Genomic DNA, 16,677 nt, shown 5'->3' on the forward strand with positions numbered 1-16,677 from the left:
AATGACCAGTAACTTACACTTAGAATTAATCAGATGTCTTGTCAATCAACCAGGCATAGATATCAATGCTCGAGGCTCTAATGGCAAAACCCCATTACATTGTGCTATAGAGCTCGATGAGCTGAGTCTGGTAGAGCTTCTATTACTTAAGAAAAACATTAATCCTTTTGTGGAAGACAACGATGGTAAAACATCTCTTGATTACGCAAAAGACGGTAAAAAAGTAGAAATATTAGAAGCTCTGATTAATAATAAATATGGATCAGAACAAGATAGCTTACTTCATTTAGCAGCAATGGTGGGTGAGATTAATGCAGTTAGATATTTAATCAGAAAAGGTGTTGATGTTAATTCACAAAACGCTTTACTTCACACGCCATTACATTTAGCAGCTGCTATTGGACATGCGGAAATTGTAAAAGTTTTAGTTGAAGAAGGAAACGCTGAACTTGATGTCTTTGATGCAAGAAATCAGACTCCAATGCACTATGCAGTGAACAATAAAAAACTGGAAATAGTAAAATTACTTCTAAAGCTTGGAGGAGATGTGAACTTAGCTCGCAAAGGCCAAGGCTCGATGGAGTTATCACCTCTTCACAACGCTGTAAGTGTCAGTAATTACGATGAACGAGACTTATGCTTGGATATTGTGAGATGCTTAATAAACGCTCCTAACTCCAAGATCAATTTACAAGATTATGAAAATAAAACACCGCTACATTACGCTGATAGGCTCAAAACCATAGAAGTTTTACTAACCCGAGAAGATATAGACCCATTAGTCAAGGATGATAATGGCAAAACACCATTTGACTATGCTAAAGAGGGAAATAGGCCTGAGATCAAGAGGGCTTTAATAAGTAATAAATATGGATCTGATAAAAACAGTTTATTACATTTGGCAGCAGAAAGAGGATATGTTGAGTTACTGGATGATATTTTAAAAGAAGGAATTGATGTAAATGTTTCAAATAATAAAGATCAATCTCCAATCTATCTTGCTGCAGAAAAAGGACATTTAAATGTTGTAAAATTACTACTTAAAAAAGGAGCAAATCCTATTTCAGCCATTAATTATGGAATAAAATCAAATAATTTAGAGCTACTAAAGATTTTGCTTGTTGGGAGAAATATATCCCTATTGGACAGAACATCTGGAATAAATTTTCCAACTTTTCATGCTTTGAACAATAGATATATAGAACATAGAAAAGTAGCCGATAAAAAGGTGAAAAAGTACAACAATGTTATCTGGATTTTTACAGCAGTTAGCGCAGTAACATTGACCATAATATACGCTAACCCTGTAATTGCCATAGTGATTGGAATACTCGCTCTGACTACAGCAATAATTATGAGTGACATTACTAGAAGATACATAGAAAACGAATTCCAGAAAGAGATGTCCAAAGAATTAGAGAAGCAATGTGAACCTCAGGGAGATATTTCCATTTTGGAAACAACTCAAGAAGTAGAAGATGTAGTAAATAGTAGGTGTAGAGAAGAATATAAAGAAACAGAAAGTAAAGAAAGCTTTGATGATGTTGCTGCTATTGGTAGAGGCAGAAGATGATTTATAGCAGCAGTTTTTATGCAGGATTCAAGCCAGATCCACTACTTAAAGTCTCAGAGTGGTCAGATGAATATCGAGTGCTTTCACAAACAGCATCATCAGAGCCAGGAAAATGGAGAACAGAAAGAACTCCTTACCTTAAAGAAATAATGGATTCACTTTCGCCGTCATCGAAGGTTGAAAGAGTGATTTTTATGAAAGGAGCACAAATTGGAGGAACAGAAGCTGGAAATAACTGGATAGGCTATGTCATTGATCAAACACCAGGTCCCATGCTAGTAGTTCAACCAACTGTAGAAATGGGAAAGCGTTGGTCTAAAGGAAGATTTGCGCCTTTAATTGAAAATACGCCATGTTTAAAAGATAAAGTAAAAGATCCCAGATCAAGAGATTCAGGTAATACCGTTCAAAGTAAAGAGTTTCCTGGAGGAATTGTAGTAATAACTGGCGCAAATAGCAGTGTAGGCCTTCGTTCTATGCCGGTAAAATATCTCTTTCTTGATGAGATTGATGCCTATCCTGGAGATTCAAGTGGAGAAGGTGATCCTGTCTTACTTAGCATAGCCCGCACTAATACTTTTACCCGTCGAAAGATATTTTTAGTATCAACTCCTACAGTGCATGGCATCAGCAGAATAGAAAAAGAATTTGAAGCTTCCGATAAACGTTACTTTTTTGTCCCATGTCCTCATTGTAATCACCATCAAGTGTTAAAATGGTCACAAATAAAGTGGGAAGATAAGGATCCAAAAACAGCACATTATGAATGCACTGAATGCAAAGGCAAAATAGAAAACCATCAAAAAATAGATATGCTTGCCAAGGGAGAGTGGAGAGCTACTGATTCAACAAAAGATGGAAAGACAGCAGGGTTTCATATTTCAAGCTTGTATAGTCCAGTTGGATGGTATAGCTGGAGTCAAGCAGTAGCGGAATTTTTGCATAGTAAAGATAACGAACAACTATTAAAAGTCTGGATAAATACAGTGCTGGGAGAAACTTGGGTTGATAGAGGAGAAGTACCAGACTGGAAACATCTTTTTGAGCGTAGAGAATCTTACCTTATTGGCACAATACCAGAAGGAGAAGTAGTTCTCACAGCAGGTGTTGATGTTCAAAAAGATCGGTTAGAAGTTGAAGTTGTAGCTTGGGGAAAAGGTAGAAAGAGCTGGTCAATTGATTATCAAGTGTTTGAAGGAGATCCTGGAGACAAAGTTATTTGGAATAAATTATCAGAGTTATTGAATCATCACTTTCTTGGGCCGCATGGAGTTGAATACACAATTAGCATGATGGCAGTGGATGCAGGATATGCAACGCAAGAAGTATATAATTGGGTGAGAAGTCATCAAGGATCTGGCAGAGTTATGGCAGTCAAAGGAATGAACAAAGCCCTTGTTCCGCTCAATAGCCCAAGTAGAGTTGATATAACGGTTAGCGGGAAAAAACTACGCAGAGGAATGAAACTCTGGCCAGTTGGAGTATCAATATTAAAGTCAGAGTTGTTTCAATTGCTTAATATTTCGCAAAATGAAGAGGCTGGATATTGCCATTTCCCAGAGTACTCACCTGAATATTTTAAACAGCTTACAGCAGAGCAATTAATTACCAAAGTAGTAAAAGGATATACGAAGCAAGAGTGGCAGAAAATAAGAGATCGTAACGAAGCACTTGATTGTAGAATTTACGCAAGAGCTGCATCTATTGCACTGGGAATCGATCGTTGGCAAGAAAATCAGTGGAGTAGTTTGAGTGAAAAGACCGAGAGTAGAAAGAAATCAGAAAAAATAAGAAAGAGTAAGTGGCTGGGCGATCAAAATGTATAGTGAAGAATATTTATTACAAGTTGAAAAAGCGATAAAGAAACTCCAAAAAGGAGAGCGAGTTGTATCTATTGGCTATGGTGATCATGTTGTTCGTTATGCAGAAGTACAAATAAACGATTTATTGAGTCTTCGGCAAAGAATCAAAGCTGAACTGAAAATTGCAGGTCAAAAGCCTAAAAGAAAGGTAGTGTTTTCGGCGAATAAGGGAATTATTTAAAGGAGGTCTATGAAAAAGATTGCAGAAGAAGAGAAATATCAGGACTTTTTAGAGCATCTAAAGAATTTTATTACTGCTAGCCATTCTGGAATAGCAAAACACAGAATCAGAAAACATAGAAAATGCTCTCCAAGTGTAAAAGAGATTGAGTTATCTAAGAACCCAAAAACTAAAGGAAGTAAAAAGCATGTGGATCAAATCACTAAAGCAACTATTTAACAAATTACCAAAAGCCAAAAGTTCTGCATGGGATGGAGCAGGATCTGGTAGAAGAGTTATGTATTGGCAGCCAGAGGGAGGTGGCATAAATAGCTTACTTTCTCATAGTATTGAAACTTTGCGCAGTCGTTCTCGAGACATGGTGCGGAAAAATCCATATGCTGCAAATATTATTGATACGATAGTGAGCAACTCTGTTGGAACTGGCATAAAACCCCAATCAAAAGCTAAAGATGCAGAGTTTCGCAAAAAAATTCAAGAGCTGTGGCTTTGTTGGACCGATGAAGCAGATAGTAATAATATTAGTGATTTCTACGGATTACAGGCTCTGGTATGCAGAAGTATGGTTGAAGGCGGGGAATGTTTTGTTCGGTTACGTACTCGCAAGCAAGAAGATGGATTCTCTGTGCCATTGCAGTTGCAAGTGCTTGAATCAGAGCACTTGGATAATAAAAGCAATCAAACTCTGGCAAATGGTAACGTAATCCGAAATGGTATTGAGTTCAATAGGCTTGGACAAAGAGAAGCGTATTACCTATTTCGAGAACACCCTGGTGAGAGTACTTTTGGTGAGTCTGTAAGAGTACCAGCAAATGATGTTTTGCATATCTATAAGCCACTCAGACCTGGGCAAATTAGAGGAGAACCTTGGCTTTCCAACGTACTTTTGAAACTCTATGAGCTTGACCAATACGATGATGCAGAATTAGTTAGAAAAAAGACTGCGGCAATGTTTGCTGGATTTATCACACGACTTGATCCAGAGGCAAGTATTTTAGGAGAAGGTGAAGCAAATGAGCATGGAGTTGCGCTTTCTGGCCTTGAACCTGGCACTATGCAATTACTTGATCCAGGCGAAGATATTAAGTTTTCAGAACCATCTGACGTTGGTGGCAGTTATGAAGCATTCATGAGACAGCAGTTACGTGCAATTGCAATTGGCATTGGGATTACCTATGAACAACTAACAGGTGATTTAACCAACGTAAATTATTCTTCAATTAGAGCAGGATTAATAGAGTTTCGCAGAAGATGTGCAATGTTACAACACAATATTATGGTATTTCAGTTCTGCAGGCCTATATGGAATCGATGGATAGAACTTGCCACTCTATCTGGAAAACTCCCTACAACAGCAAAAGAAACGTTAAAAGAAGTAAAGTGGATACCACAGGGATTTGATTGGGTAGACCCGCTAAAAGACCAACAAGCACAGCAAATGGCAGTAAGAAATGGCTTCAAGAGCAGGTCAGAAGTAGTTTCAGAAATGGGATATGATGCTGAAGAAATTGATCAAGAAATAGCTGAAGATCAAAATCGTGCTGATTCTTTCAACCTATTTTTTGACTCGGATACAAGGAGTACACAACAAAAATCATGACAAAACAAGCAATATGGCTAAATAAACCAATGATGGTAGAGACAAGAAGTTTTGAACTACTATCTTTATATAGCGGAAAACAAGCAAACTTTAAGAACTTAAAGCATAATACTATAAGCCTAAAAGGAGTAGCAATTGTACCAATTTACGGAATTCTAACTAAAAACCCCGGAACTTTTGACGATATTTTAGGTATGACGTCATATGAAAGAATTCGCTTTCAAATAGAGGAAGCATTGGGAAATGATAAAGTAGAAACCATTTTACTAGATATAGACAGCCCTGGAGGGGAGGTAAATGGTATTTTTGATCTAGCTGATTTTATTTACGAATCAAGGTCGAAAAAAAAGATTGTAGCAATAGCCAATGATGATGCGTACTCTGCCGCGTATGCTATTGCCTCTAGCGCTGAAAAGGTTTTTGTGACTCGTACTTCAGGAGTAGGAAGTATTGGAGTAATAGCAAGCCATATAGATCAAAGTGGATTTGATGAGAAACAAGGTATTAAATATACAACTATTTTTGCAGGTAGCAGAAAGAATGATTTAAACCCGCATGAGCCTATTAACTCTGAAGGCTTAGAAAGTTTGAGAGGGGAAATAGATCGCTTATATGGAATGTTTGTACAGCTTATAGCACGCAATCGAAATCTTTCTATAGAAGCTGTCAAATCCACTGAAGCAGGGCTTTATTTTGGTCAAAAAGCGATTGAGATTGGCATTGCAGATGGAATTATAACATTTTCTGAATTTATTAATCAACATAGGAGGAATTTCACTATGAATGAACAAGCAACTAAAGCACAAACTATAAACCCTGATGAATTAATTGATCAAGGTAAGCATATTGGTTATGAAAAATGTCGCACTGAAGTTTTAGAGGTAATACGTTTGTGTAATTTATCACGAATGCCAGAAAAAATAACAGAGTTTATTGAACAAAGCGTAAATGTTGAACAAGCACGAGAGATCTTAATGAAAACTCTTGCAGAGCAAACGGTGAAGAATGAAATTTTCAGTGCATTGCCACAAGACTCATCAGAAGGTCTAGTAATGAAAGCGGCTAAGGCACGACAATAAACCTCAATCATCACAAAGCTAAAGCTATTCCGCAGGCTATAGCAATTACAAACTCAGCGAAAAAATTCAAAAAACATAATTTCTATAAAAATTTTCAGGAGAAAAAACATGTCTTGTATAACTGAACAGAACAATCTTGGTGACCTCTTAAAATACGAGGCATCAAATCTTTACTCACGAGATCAAGTTACTGTTGCCAAAGGACAAAATCTTACCTTGGGTACTGTAGTTGGCTTGGATAAAGAGAATTTAATTAAGATTCTAAATCCGCTAGCCACAGATGGAATTCAAACTGCCATAGGTGTGATGACAAGTGATGTCAACGCAAAAGAGAACACCAAAGCAGTAATAATTACTCGTATAGCTTTGCTAGCTGATCACGCAATTGTTTGGCCACCTAGTATAACCGAAGAGCAAAAAACAGCAGCAATAAAACAACTTGAAGAGCGCGGTATTGTAGTCCGTAAGGGAGTCTAAACCTCAATCTATATTAATTTTTCTACATAACAGGAGCTAAACATTATGCAAAATCCATTTTCAAATCCAGCATTCAATATGACAGCATTAACTGGTGCAATTAATATTCTACCGATTAATTTTGGTCGTACGGAAAGTTTGAAATTATTTCCAAGTAAATCAGTGAGATTTCGTCACATTACTATAGAAGAGCAAAACGGAGTCTTAAATTTATTACCAACTCAAGTCCCAGGAGCACCAGCAACAGTGGGAAAACGTGGCAAGAGAAAGGTTCGAACATTTACAATTCCTCATATTCCCCACGATGACGTTGTGTTACCTGAAGAAGTTCAAGGAATACGTAGCTTTGGTTCAGAAAATGAACTTGTAGCTCTTGCTGATGTTGTCACTGATCATTTGCAGTCAATGAGAAATAAACATGCTATAACGCTGGAACATTTACGTATGGGAGCATTAAAGGGAATTATTCTTGATGCAGATGGCTCTGAGCTCTTAAACCTCTACAATGAATTTGGCATTACTCCAAAAGTAGTAAATTTTGCACTTGGAACTGCAACAACAGATGTAAAAAGGAAGTGCATGGAAGTACTGCGCCATATTGAAGATAGCTTAAGTGGTGAATATATGACAGGGATTCATGCCCTAGTTAGTCCTGAGTTTTTTGACGCTTTAACTTCACACCAAAAAGTAAAAGAAGCATATGAAAGATGGCAAGAAGGAGCAGCTCTCAGAAACGATATGAGGTCAGGATTTACTTTCTGTGGCATTACATTTGAGGAGTATAAAGGACAAGCAACTGATCCAGAAGGTAATGTCAGAAGATTTATTGAAAAAGACACAGGGCATTGTTTTCCACTTGGTACAGCAAATACATTTACGACTTATTTTGGTCCAGCAGATTTTAATGAGACAGTAAATACACTTGGGCAACCACTTTATGCAAAACAAGAGCCAAGAAGATTTGATAGAGGAACAGATCTACATACTCAATCCAATCCTCTACCAATGTGCCATAGGCCAGGTGTTTTAATCAAAGTGACCTGCTAGCTGTGAGGCAAAAATGACTATTGCTGAGTTACTAGCAGGCTGCTTCACATACCTATGGCAATAAGCATTATACCAATTTAAGCATATAAAGCAACTGAACTTGGTATAGAAACTATGCTTAAAAATATCAATAGATTATTTATAGACTGCTTCGAATATCTAGGAGTGGAAGCCACATATTGCAATAAAAACAAGGAAGCCATCTGTGAGGTAAAAGTTTTAGTAAAACGTCCCGATACTACGTATTCCTTAGGAAATGATGGAACATTAACGAACCAAATTGCTTCCATAGAAATACGTAGTCAGGACGTGACTTACCCTAGTCCAGGAGACTATATCAAAATTGGTAATAAATTCTATAGGATTTTTGAACCACCACTGAAAGATTCTTCAAATAACTTATGGGAAATTCAAGCAATTGAGGTTGAGGATGCTTAACATTAAAGCTAATAATATTAACCAAATTATTAGTAATATTGATAATCAAGGGTCACAAGTACGGCTGCTAGCCGCAAAAGCACTAAATAAGACTGCACTTTGGCTAAAAGCACAAGCTGCTAAAGAGATTAGCAAAGAAAAGCAAATAAAACTAACGGTAATGAGGAAAAGGCTGAGAATTATTAAAGCAAGAGCAAGTACGTTAGAAGTTTTAGTTAAAGCAAATTTATATGCTGTAAGTGCTTCATCGCTTGGAAGTATGAGGCAAACAAAAATGGGAGCAAAAGCAGGAAAATATATGTTTGATAATGCATTTATAGCAACCATGCCAGAGGGTCATCGTGGTGTTTTTAAAAGAGAAGGAAGAACAGCGCTACCGATTAAAGAAGTAAAATTACCATTAGAACCAGAGGCTTCAAGGATAATTAGTGAGCTTGTAATTCATGAAGTTGAGGCGGTATTTGAGAAATTTCTTCAACGTGAATTGAATTATATTGCGAAAGTATGAATTGGGCTGATTTACATAACGCTATTTGTGATACGCTAAAGGCAGAAATACCAGAGATTCAAACTTGTGAAATTTACCCAGCAATAAGAAAAGAACTGGTAGCTCCTGCAGTGTTTGTAGAATTAGCAAGTTTAGAGCCTGGCAGAGATGCTGGGACGGAGGAATTGGCTCTTAAGGCAAGATTTGATGCAAGAATAGTAATTGATTCTACAGTAGAAAATGCTCCTATAGTTGCCAGATCATTAGCTGCTGAGGTTGCAAGGATTGTAAACAAAAATACATTTAATATGAATATTTCACCAGGTGAATTTATATCTGCGGAAATTGACGGATTTAGACCGGAATTAGATGCGTACCTCGTTTGGTTGATTGAATGGACGCATGAACTACATTTAGGAGAATCAGTCTGGTTAGAAGATAAAATTAAGCCGCATGAAATCACGGTAGGCGAGAATGTTAGAAAGTAATTTTGCCATTTCAGAACTGCAGAGAAAATTAGCCAATATTATACGTATTGGGATCATTAAAGAAATAGATTATGAAAAAGCAAGAGTACGAGTACAAATAGGAGAGTTTTTAACAGATTGGTTACCGTGGATAACAAGTAGAGCAGGAGAAGATAGAAACTGGGCTCCACCAAGTGTTAATGAGCAGGTAGTAGTATTATCGCCGCTGGGTGAATTGTCGTTAGGGGTTGTATTACCAGCAATTTATCAGCAGAAGTACCTTCCATCTGAACGCCAAGAAAATGCTGATATTTTTGAGTTTAAGGACGGAACAAAATTATCATATAACAGAGAAAGTCATCACCTTGAATTTATTGTAGCTGATAGAATTACTTTTAAGGTTGGAAAGTCAGAGATAGAAATAACAAAGAATGGTATAAAACTTAAAGCAAATAGAATAGATTTAAACTGATGGATAAAGCTATTGTTTGTATAGGGGACCATTGTACAGGAATACCTGTCCATGTTTGTATGAGTGGAAGTAGCAATGTTTTTGTGAATGGTAAATCTGCTTGTCGCAAAAGTGATATTTTGACTCTAGGGGAGACACTAACACAAGGGTCAAACAGTGTATTTTCTAATGGCATAGGTGTAGCAAGAACAGGCAACTTGGTGTCGTGTGGTTTTCACGTGATGAGTGTTAGCAAAAATGTATTTGCAGGATAGAGATAATGCGTGGGATGAGTGCTATAACAGGCAAGGAATTAGAAGGGATAGAACATTTAAAACAATCAATTATTGATATCTTAACCACTCCGGTGAGTAGTAGAATAATGAGGCGAGATTATGGTTCAAGGTTGGTTGAGTTAGTTGATCATCCAGTAAACCGTGATTTTACACTTGAGATTTATGCAGCAACAGCAGAAGCACTGGAAAAGTGGGAGAAAAGATTTAAACTTGAAAAGGTAAAAATTACAGAAGTCAAAGAAGGAAAAGTAACGCTTGATCTTGAAGGAATCTACTTACCAAACAACGAAAATATTTTGCTTAAAGGAATCGTTATATAAAAATGCATCCACCCAATGTAATTGAAAAATTAAGCTTCGAGGAAATATTTTCACGGATGAAGGAGGAATTAATACGTAGAGACCCAACGTTTTCAGCGCTTATAGAAAATGATCCTGCAGTAAAAATTTTAGAGGTAGCTGCATGGAGGGAGCTTTTGCTAAGACAGAGGATTAATGAAGCAGCTAAAGCAAATTTATTAAAGTTCGCAGAAGGGTCTGACCTTGACCACTTAGCTGAATTTTATGGAGTAGAGAGAAACAGAGAAGAAGGTGATGAAGCTTTTAGAAAAAGAATCAAAGCAAGAATAGCAGGATGGAGTACAGGTGGAAGTAAAGAGCATTACCGCTTTCATGCATTATCAGCTGATTCTCGAGTTAAAGATGCACTAGTTGAGTCACCTAACCCAGGAAGTGTGCAGATTTCGATTTTATCCACGGAGTTATCAACAGGTGGTGTGCCATCAGAAGAGCTACTTCAAATCGTAAGAAAGCAGCTAAATAGCCAAGATATAAGGGTTTTAACAGATACAATTGAAGTTGTAAATTGCAATATTATGGCAATAGATATTCAAAGTAGGATTACAGCAGTATCAGAAGAGACAATTGAAGCAGCGAAAAAGCAATTTATTGAAAAGTTTGAAGCAGCCAAAAGATTGGGCTGGAATGTTACTAAGTCTTGGATTATAGCAAGTCTTTTCGTTGAAGGAGTGCAAAATGTAGAATTAATAGAACCAAGAGAAGATATTGAGATAAAAGGGAATGAGTGTGCTACTCTTGGTAACTTAAAAATTGAATTCAAAAGCTAATGCCAAATTCCACAAAGCAAGAAAGGGATATAGTAGACAGCACCGATTATAAAGTAGATCCAAGTTGCATTAGAGGATTTAAGTTTAAATATGGAGAAGAAATCTTACCATGGCTCATAGAAGAATACGGCCTGGAAGAAATTTTATTCTGGGTAAAGGATAAGAAAAAAGCTATCAAAGAAGGGATAAAGTTTCAGAGACTAAGAGGAACACCAGCATCACTAAAAATTGCACTGAAGTGGGCAAGCATAGATAACATAACGATTATTGAAGAACCACCAGGCAAGCATTTTTTTGAGCTTCAGGTGGGAATAACAGATGTACCAAATGATTTTTTTGTTGATGTGGTAGTAGAGTTAGCAAATCTATCGCTTCCTGCAAGATCAAGGTTAATGCGGATTTTTAATAATCATTATAATGCTCAACGATTTATACTGGATGAGAGTTTATGGGGAGATGTTCTTTCTGATTATTCAGGTATTAAAACGGAAAAGGATGGACCAGTATTATCATTTGGTCGGAAGAGTTCGTTTGAGCTAAAAATAGAAAATCCAAGTTTTAAGTTTGGTACATTTAGGTTTCATTATGAACAAGCTTTCAGCAATGATGTATACAGGCTAGACATAGCAGTACTTGGGGAAACAGAGCCTCATACAAAGAACTATAATGGTATATATGAGCGAGATCATGTATGGTATAATTTTAAAGCCCTATATCCTATCCCACAAAGCTTATTGCCGCCAATTAAGTTTGCTAAAGCGCAGGTTGTATTATCAGACAGTTGGAAGTTAGGAGATATAAATACCTGTTTTCCTGCAACTAGCAAAAAAGAAGAAGGAAGTGGATTTTACTTAGGTAGTAGTAAGCTTTCAGAACAATTGTGGAATTTTAAATACACGCCGATTTTAGAAAGGTTTAGCATTACTTACAACTATGAAGCAAAGAATTTTACTGATCAAAAAGTTATAGAATTTAACTTAACCGAATATCATGTGCATTGGAAAAATAGCTCAGATTTAAAACAAGATGATCCAATTCATGAATTAGAAAATTATATAGCAGTACTTTATCCAGGCGTACTTTTATGGCACGAGCATCGTCATTTGCATAGGACTTGGAAAGAAAAACACCCAATCTGTTTAATACATTAATTATATATTCAATATATTCATATATACTAATATTGGGTTAAACCTATACGCGCGATTGTGGAAATATCTTGCTTTTCGCTTTTTGATGGAATATACTAAAATAATAGCAGTAAATAAAAGAAAAAAAGCTGCTGTTGAAAGAGGCTTAATTTTGTAAGGAAAGGTCATAGTTATTTCCAATACGGAGATATTATGTTCATTAATTATAATTATAAGAGCACATAGTGTATTATGTTCTAGTTGTGAGGGATATATGAGTAAAAGCAAAAACACCATCAATAAATTACTTAGTGAATTATCACTGAAATCGTTTCATGGGATCAATAAAAAGAATGAAGATGGTAATACAATACTGCATCTTGCAGCACAGTTTTCTAGTTATAAAACAGTAAAATTACTAATAGAAAAAGGTGCTAATGTTGATATTGAAAATAATGAAGGAGAAGTACCACTACACCGAGCTGCACTTGCAAGAAAGGCAAGAAACGTTAAGGCAATAATAGAAGCAGAAGCTGATGTTGATTGTACAAACTACAATGGTTCTACACCGTTACATCTTGCAAGTGGGTCTGTATGGTTATTTAGAGAGAAAGGTGGTAATGCCAAAGGAACAGTAAAAGAGCTGCTAAAAGCAGGAGCAGATGTTAACGCTATAGACAGATTTGGAACCAGTCCATTATTTCGCGCTAAAGATCAACCAGAGTTAGCAGAGCTGATAAAAAAATATGGAGGAAAGATAATAAATAGGCTCGGTACAGGTGTACAAGAATTCGTGAATTTTTATGGTGATCATCTTATGAAAGAAATATCATCGGCAGTGAAAAAATTATATGCAGAAGAAATTGAAGAACTTAAGAAAACAGACGATAAAGAACCAGATGTAGAAGGCGATAAAGACAAGAAATACCATTAATTTATAGTTAAAGAGGCAATTTTGTGGGGGTAACAATGAGTAAATTAGACAAAAAACTTCAAAAAAACTCATTTTATGGAATTAACGAAGTAAATCAAGAAAAGACCACATTACATTCTGCTGCAATTTTTGGAGAGGTAGAAGATGTGAGAGCACTAATAGAAAGTGGAGCTGGTGTCAATACTGCTGATCATGAAGAGTATACACCGCTACACTTAGCAAGCATGATGAACTGCGTAGAAAAAGTGAGAGCACTAATAGATGCAGGGGCAAATGTTAATGCTAAAAATCATATAGGAAGAACGCCACTACACCAAGCTGTATTTATGAGGGAGCCGGAAAATGTTAGAGCAATTTTGGAAGCAGGAGGTGACCCAAATGTGAAAGACTATAAGGGGTATACACCAATAGATTTAGCTTATATGGGACAAGTTGAGGAGATAGTGGAGGAGCTAACTGCATATAAAGATAGCACCTCATTAAAGAGCAAACAGTATAAATTTTAAAAAAGGGGAAAAGCAAATGAATGCATCTGTAGAAAAAGAGGTTTTGTCTTTATCGAGTAAAACGTCACAAGAGCTGAGGAAAATGTATGAGACAGCATCTAAAGGGAAAGCACCACCATATCGTAGGGAGTACTTTATCAGATGGATATCTCATTGGTTACAAGCAAATGCGTTTGGAGAATTGTCCGAAAAAGCAGCCAAGAAACTAGACTATTTAGCAGAGCAAATGAAAGAAGGAAAAAAAGTAAGTAGTGAAAATCCTCTTATGGCAGTAGGGACAAAAATTATCAAAGAATACCATGGAGAGAAGCATGAAGTAACAGTCAGTGGTAAAAAATTATTTATATATAAAGGACAGCCGTATAAGTCACTGTCTGCAATAGCTAATAAAATAACAGGAACAAGATGGAATGGGTTAGTGTTTTTTGGGGTGAAAAATGTTAAAACAAATTAGGTGCGCAGTATATACAAGAAAATCCTGTGAAGACGGTCTAAATCAAGAGTTTAATAGTCTGGATGCACAGAGAGTATCTGGAGAAAGTTATATTAAGAGCCAGCAACTTAAAGGATGGGTAGCGATAGAAAAGAAATATGATGACGGAGGTTTTTCAGGAGGAAATTTAGAAAGACCAGGATTGAAAGAGTTATTTAAAGACATAGAGAGAAGAAGAATAGATTTGGTAGTAGTATATAAAATGGATCGCTTATCAAGGTCGTTACTTGATTTTGCAAAAGTAGTGGATTTATTGAAAAAACATGAAGTAGCATTTGTATCAGTGACAGAATCATTTAATACAGCAGACCCAGTAGGTGAGTTAATGCTGAACATAATAATGAGTTTTGCGCAATATGAAAGAGAATTAGCAAGTATGAGAATAAGAGATAAGATAGCAGAATCAAGAAAACAAGGATTGTGGATGGGAAGTAGAGTGCCACTAGGATATGATGCCAAGGATAAAAAGCTGATAATAAATGAAAAAGAAGCAGAGCTAGTAAAGCATATTTTTGAGAGATTTGCAGATTTAAAATCTATAGTTAAAGTGACTAAAGAGTTAAATGAACAAGGTTATCAAACAAAAGAGTTAAAAAATAAAGGAGGAGAAGAGTTTAAAAAAGCAACAGTAAAAGGGATTTTAACTAATCCAACTTATATAGGTTTTGTAAGTCACAAGGGAACATTATATAAAGGAAAGCACGAAGCAATAATTGATCAAGAATTATGGAATAAGGTAAAAGAAAACTTTAGTACTAGAGAACAAATAAGCACGAAAAGAGCAGCAGTGTTATTAAAAGGGTTAATGCGTTGCTATGGATGCGACACTTCAATGCAGCCAACTTACGCTAGAAAGAAAAATAAAGAGTATAGATATTACGTATGCGGAAAACATTTAAAGGCAAGAGAATGTAAAGCAAAAGATCAGACAATAGCAGCTGGGGAAATAGAGCAAGTAATAATGCAGCAGGTGCCTTTGATAATGAGCAATAGTGAATTAATAGAAAAAGCTTTTAAAAAAGGAGAAAAAATAGCACTGGGTACTTTAGAAGAAATAAGCAAGATCTGGGAAAATATATTTCCAATAGAACAAGAAAACATAATTCATATCTTAATAAAAACTATATGGTTAAAAGAAGATGGAATAAAAATAGAAATAAGTAAAGAAGGGCTAAAAGATTTAGTCAGTAAGTATGGAAACACAGAAAAGGAAATAGAAGTAAGCAGAGAAGAAATTGTAACATTTGTAAAATTAAAGTTAAAGAAAAGCAGTGGAAAAAGTATGATATTGGTTCCACAGGGAGGAGAGATAAAGGAAAAGAAAAACGATAAATTGTTAAAAGCACTAGTAAGAGCACATTTATGGCAAAGTCAGATAGACAGTGGAGAATATGCCAATATAAAAGAAATATGTCATGCAAACAAGATATCGTGCCCTAAGTATGTTGGATCAATTTTAAAATTAAACTTTCTGGCTTCAGAAATAAAGGAAGCAATATTGGAAGGAAAGCAGCCACCTCACATCAGGTTGAATAACTTCATGGGTTCAAAAATGGATTTATTGTGGGAAAGGCAGTTAGAGAGATTTTATAGGTAGCTTGGAGGATTTAGAAGTGTTGGAGAAATGGCATAAATCGAGCTTTTATAGTAAAATTAAGGATAAGGAAGCTGGTTTATTTATCAAGCAAGTTCCTATCACTTCAGAATTGAAAGTGCTACCAATATGTGGACCTACGTATTGTAAGTGGGATTTACTATATCTTAAACAATACTGTATACAAAATTCTCATGTTAATTTAGGAATAGTCAATGGGTATAGGACAAGAAGAAAATAGTGGAATAGTAGAGGTAGACTTCAAGACAACGGAGATAGACGAAGACACTCTCAAAATATCTCCTGTAAAACGGGAATCAGAGGAAGTAGAAGAAGGTATGGAGGCAATATTGACTGAAAAAGCAGAGCAATCCAAAATAACAGAGCAAAAAAATAAAACAGAAATTACAAAATTGCCAATAAGAAGAAAATTACTGAAAGATAAAGAAACAATCGCATCTCAGGAAGAGCTTTTCAGTCAAAGCGATATACAAAAAGCTATGGCAGTAGAACAAGCTAAGGAAGTGCAGGCTACACAATTAGATAAGTTGAAAATTGGAAAATTTGCAAATAAAAAAGCTGAAGTGCAAAGAACAGAAGCTCTTGTTTCAAATAAAAAAGGGTTGGTTCTAGTTGGGTTAGCTTTGTTAGCAGGTACTGCAATATATCTGCAATATGGAAGCATAGCTGCTATGTTATTTGTGTGTGCTTTGGAATGTTTAGGAGCAGCTGTATCTAAAAAGTTAAATAGCTCAACGTCTGAAGTTAAAGAACCAGGGAGTTTTATTACTGAAAGTGAAGTTTTGAAAGCAGGAGAAATATATAGCAGGCAAAGTTTGTGAAGCTTATTAGATATCCTGTAGTAGCTAATTTTCATATATAGCAGAAAGCAAGCTCTCGCCTTAGATTTTACAATAAGATTTTCTCCTATCATAT

21 protein-coding genes are annotated in these 16,677 nt (G+C 35.9%); all 21 read left to right on the forward strand.

Annotation, left to right across the window (positions count from 1 at the left end; translation table 11 throughout):
- Position 1 precedes the first annotated feature (1 nt).
- The 21 genes from ASM33_RS03315 to ASM33_RS03420 all read left to right on the forward strand — a co-directional run bounded on the left by ASM33_RS03315 (position 2) and on the right by ASM33_RS03420 (position 16,583).
- Positions 2-1,573: an ankyrin repeat domain-containing protein gene (locus ASM33_RS03315; RefSeq protein ID WP_110410375.1), complete on the forward strand. Its 1,572-nt coding sequence runs from the start codon at positions 2-4 to the stop codon at positions 1,571-1,573.
- Positions 1,570-3,399, forward strand: coding sequence for a phage terminase large subunit family protein (locus tag ASM33_RS03320; protein ID WP_110410374.1), 1,830 nt, complete (start codon positions 1,570-1,572; stop codon positions 3,397-3,399). Before ASM33_RS03315 ends, ASM33_RS03320 begins: the two co-directional genes overlap by 4 nt.
- Entirely contained in the window at positions 3,392-3,616 is a 225-nt protein-coding gene (locus tag ASM33_RS03325) for a gpW family head-tail joining protein (protein ID WP_110410373.1), read from the forward strand. The genes ASM33_RS03320 and ASM33_RS03325 overlap by 8 nt, the downstream gene beginning before the upstream one ends.
- A gap of 9 nt (positions 3,617-3,625) precedes the next feature.
- Positions 3,626-3,835 (forward strand): hypothetical protein, encoded by a 210-nt coding sequence (locus ASM33_RS03330; protein WP_110410372.1) that lies wholly within the window; start codon positions 3,626-3,628, stop codon positions 3,833-3,835.
- Complete coding sequence (locus ASM33_RS03335; protein WP_110410371.1) at positions 3,804-5,216, forward strand: phage portal protein; 1,413 nt, start codon at positions 3,804-3,806, stop codon at positions 5,214-5,216. Before ASM33_RS03330 ends, ASM33_RS03335 begins: the two co-directional genes overlap by 32 nt.
- On the forward strand, positions 5,213-6,295 hold the full coding sequence (locus ASM33_RS03340; protein WP_110410370.1) for a S49 family peptidase: 1,083 nt from the start codon (positions 5,213-5,215) through the stop codon (positions 6,293-6,295). The genes ASM33_RS03335 and ASM33_RS03340 overlap by 4 nt, the downstream gene beginning before the upstream one ends.
- Before the next feature lie 108 nt (positions 6,296-6,403).
- On the forward strand, positions 6,404-6,772 hold the full coding sequence (locus ASM33_RS03345) for a head decoration protein (RefSeq protein ID WP_110410369.1): 369 nt from the start codon (positions 6,404-6,406) through the stop codon (positions 6,770-6,772).
- Between the two features lie 45 nt (positions 6,773-6,817).
- A complete protein-coding gene (locus ASM33_RS03350; RefSeq protein WP_110410368.1) occupies positions 6,818-7,819 on the forward strand; it encodes a major capsid protein in 1,002 nt (333 codons plus the stop codon).
- A gap of 114 nt (positions 7,820-7,933) precedes the next feature.
- The gene (locus tag ASM33_RS03355; RefSeq protein ID WP_110410367.1) at positions 7,934-8,257 is read left to right on the forward strand and encodes a head-tail joining protein; all 324 of its coding nucleotides are present in this window, start codon (positions 7,934-7,936) and stop codon (positions 8,255-8,257) included.
- The gene (locus ASM33_RS03360) at positions 8,250-8,765 is read left to right on the forward strand and encodes a phage tail protein (RefSeq protein WP_110410366.1); all 516 of its coding nucleotides are present in this window, start codon (positions 8,250-8,252) and stop codon (positions 8,763-8,765) included. The genes ASM33_RS03355 and ASM33_RS03360 overlap by 8 nt, the downstream gene beginning before the upstream one ends.
- The gene (locus ASM33_RS03365) at positions 8,762-9,232 is read left to right on the forward strand and encodes a hypothetical protein (protein WP_110410365.1); all 471 of its coding nucleotides are present in this window, start codon (positions 8,762-8,764) and stop codon (positions 9,230-9,232) included. The genes ASM33_RS03360 and ASM33_RS03365 overlap by 4 nt, the downstream gene beginning before the upstream one ends.
- On the forward strand, positions 9,219-9,683 hold the full coding sequence (locus ASM33_RS03370) for a phage baseplate assembly protein V (RefSeq protein WP_110410364.1): 465 nt from the start codon (positions 9,219-9,221) through the stop codon (positions 9,681-9,683). Before ASM33_RS03365 ends, ASM33_RS03370 begins: the two co-directional genes overlap by 14 nt.
- Entirely contained in the window at positions 9,683-9,937 is a 255-nt protein-coding gene (locus tag ASM33_RS03375; protein WP_110410000.1) for a PAAR domain-containing protein, read from the forward strand. The genes ASM33_RS03370 and ASM33_RS03375 overlap by 1 nt, the downstream gene beginning before the upstream one ends.
- Positions 9,938-9,942: 5 nt before the next feature.
- Complete coding sequence (locus ASM33_RS03380) at positions 9,943-10,278, forward strand: GPW/gp25 family protein (RefSeq protein WP_110409999.1); 336 nt, start codon at positions 9,943-9,945, stop codon at positions 10,276-10,278.
- 2 nt (positions 10,279-10,280) lie between these two features.
- The gene (locus ASM33_RS03385) at positions 10,281-11,084 is read left to right on the forward strand and encodes a baseplate assembly protein (RefSeq protein WP_110409998.1); all 804 of its coding nucleotides are present in this window, start codon (positions 10,281-10,283) and stop codon (positions 11,082-11,084) included.
- Positions 11,084-12,235, forward strand: coding sequence for a phage tail protein (locus ASM33_RS03390; RefSeq protein ID WP_110409997.1), 1,152 nt, complete (start codon positions 11,084-11,086; stop codon positions 12,233-12,235). The genes ASM33_RS03385 and ASM33_RS03390 overlap by 1 nt, the downstream gene beginning before the upstream one ends.
- 253 nt (positions 12,236-12,488) lie before the next feature.
- Complete coding sequence (locus ASM33_RS03395; RefSeq protein WP_110409996.1) at positions 12,489-13,148, forward strand: ankyrin repeat domain-containing protein; 660 nt, start codon at positions 12,489-12,491, stop codon at positions 13,146-13,148.
- Between the two features lie 35 nt (positions 13,149-13,183).
- A complete protein-coding gene (locus ASM33_RS03400) occupies positions 13,184-13,654 on the forward strand; it encodes an ankyrin repeat domain-containing protein (RefSeq protein WP_110409995.1) in 471 nt (156 codons plus the stop codon).
- Between the two features lie 16 nt (positions 13,655-13,670).
- Positions 13,671-14,108, forward strand: coding sequence for a DUF2924 domain-containing protein (locus ASM33_RS03405; RefSeq protein WP_110409994.1), 438 nt, complete (start codon positions 13,671-13,673; stop codon positions 14,106-14,108).
- A complete protein-coding gene (locus ASM33_RS03410; protein WP_110409993.1) occupies positions 14,092-15,744 on the forward strand; it encodes a recombinase family protein in 1,653 nt (550 codons plus the stop codon). The genes ASM33_RS03405 and ASM33_RS03410 overlap by 17 nt, the downstream gene beginning before the upstream one ends.
- Before the next feature lie 212 nt (positions 15,745-15,956).
- The gene (locus tag ASM33_RS03420; protein WP_110409991.1) at positions 15,957-16,583 is read left to right on the forward strand and encodes a hypothetical protein; all 627 of its coding nucleotides are present in this window, start codon (positions 15,957-15,959) and stop codon (positions 16,581-16,583) included.
- Positions 16,584-16,677 lie beyond the last annotated feature (94 nt).

The organism is Wolbachia endosymbiont of Folsomia candida (assembly GCF_001931755.2).
Lineage (GTDB): Bacteria > Pseudomonadota > Alphaproteobacteria > Rickettsiales > Anaplasmataceae > Wolbachia.

Excerpts from the sequence above, each read along its gene's own strand:
- ASM33_RS03320 (WP_110410374.1), top strand. The coding sequence starts at position 1,570 with ATGATTTATAGCAGCAGTTTTTATGCAGGATTCAAGCCAGATCCACTA.
- ASM33_RS03405 (WP_110409994.1), top strand. The coding sequence starts at position 13,671 with ATGAATGCATCTGTAGAAAAAGAGGTTTTGTCTTTATCGAGTAAAACG.
- ASM33_RS03420 (WP_110409991.1), top strand. The coding sequence starts at position 15,957 with ATGGGTATAGGACAAGAAGAAAATAGTGGAATAGTAGAGGTAGACTTC.
- ASM33_RS03350 (WP_110410368.1), top strand. The coding sequence starts at position 6,818 with ATGCAAAATCCATTTTCAAATCCAGCATTCAATATGACAGCATTAACT.
- ASM33_RS03390 (WP_110409997.1), top strand. The coding sequence starts at position 11,084 with ATGCCAAATTCCACAAAGCAAGAAAGGGATATAGTAGACAGCACCGAT.
- ASM33_RS03410 (WP_110409993.1), top strand. The coding sequence starts at position 14,092 with ATGTTAAAACAAATTAGGTGCGCAGTATATACAAGAAAATCCTGTGAA.
- ASM33_RS03335 (WP_110410371.1), top strand. The coding sequence starts at position 3,804 with ATGTGGATCAAATCACTAAAGCAACTATTTAACAAATTACCAAAAGCC.
- ASM33_RS03330 (WP_110410372.1), top strand. The coding sequence starts at position 3,626 with ATGAAAAAGATTGCAGAAGAAGAGAAATATCAGGACTTTTTAGAGCAT.
- ASM33_RS03360 (WP_110410366.1), top strand. The coding sequence starts at position 8,250 with ATGCTTAACATTAAAGCTAATAATATTAACCAAATTATTAGTAATATT.
- ASM33_RS03395 (WP_110409996.1), top strand. The coding sequence starts at position 12,489 with ATGAGTAAAAGCAAAAACACCATCAATAAATTACTTAGTGAATTATCA.
- ASM33_RS03385 (WP_110409998.1), top strand. The coding sequence starts at position 10,281 with ATGCATCCACCCAATGTAATTGAAAAATTAAGCTTCGAGGAAATATTT.
- ASM33_RS03345 (WP_110410369.1), top strand. The coding sequence starts at position 6,404 with ATGTCTTGTATAACTGAACAGAACAATCTTGGTGACCTCTTAAAATAC.
- ASM33_RS03380 (WP_110409999.1), top strand. The coding sequence starts at position 9,943 with ATGCGTGGGATGAGTGCTATAACAGGCAAGGAATTAGAAGGGATAGAA.
- ASM33_RS03315 (WP_110410375.1), top strand. The coding sequence starts at position 2 with ATGACCAGTAACTTACACTTAGAATTAATCAGATGTCTTGTCAATCAA.
- ASM33_RS03365 (WP_110410365.1), top strand. The coding sequence starts at position 8,762 with ATGAATTGGGCTGATTTACATAACGCTATTTGTGATACGCTAAAGGCA.
- ASM33_RS03400 (WP_110409995.1), top strand. The coding sequence starts at position 13,184 with ATGAGTAAATTAGACAAAAAACTTCAAAAAAACTCATTTTATGGAATT.
- ASM33_RS03340 (WP_110410370.1), top strand. The coding sequence starts at position 5,213 with ATGACAAAACAAGCAATATGGCTAAATAAACCAATGATGGTAGAGACA.
- ASM33_RS03370 (WP_110410364.1), top strand. The coding sequence starts at position 9,219 with ATGTTAGAAAGTAATTTTGCCATTTCAGAACTGCAGAGAAAATTAGCC.
- ASM33_RS03355 (WP_110410367.1), top strand. The coding sequence starts at position 7,934 with ATGCTTAAAAATATCAATAGATTATTTATAGACTGCTTCGAATATCTA.
- ASM33_RS03325 (WP_110410373.1), top strand. The coding sequence starts at position 3,392 with ATGTATAGTGAAGAATATTTATTACAAGTTGAAAAAGCGATAAAGAAA.
- ASM33_RS03375 (WP_110410000.1), top strand. The coding sequence starts at position 9,683 with ATGGATAAAGCTATTGTTTGTATAGGGGACCATTGTACAGGAATACCT.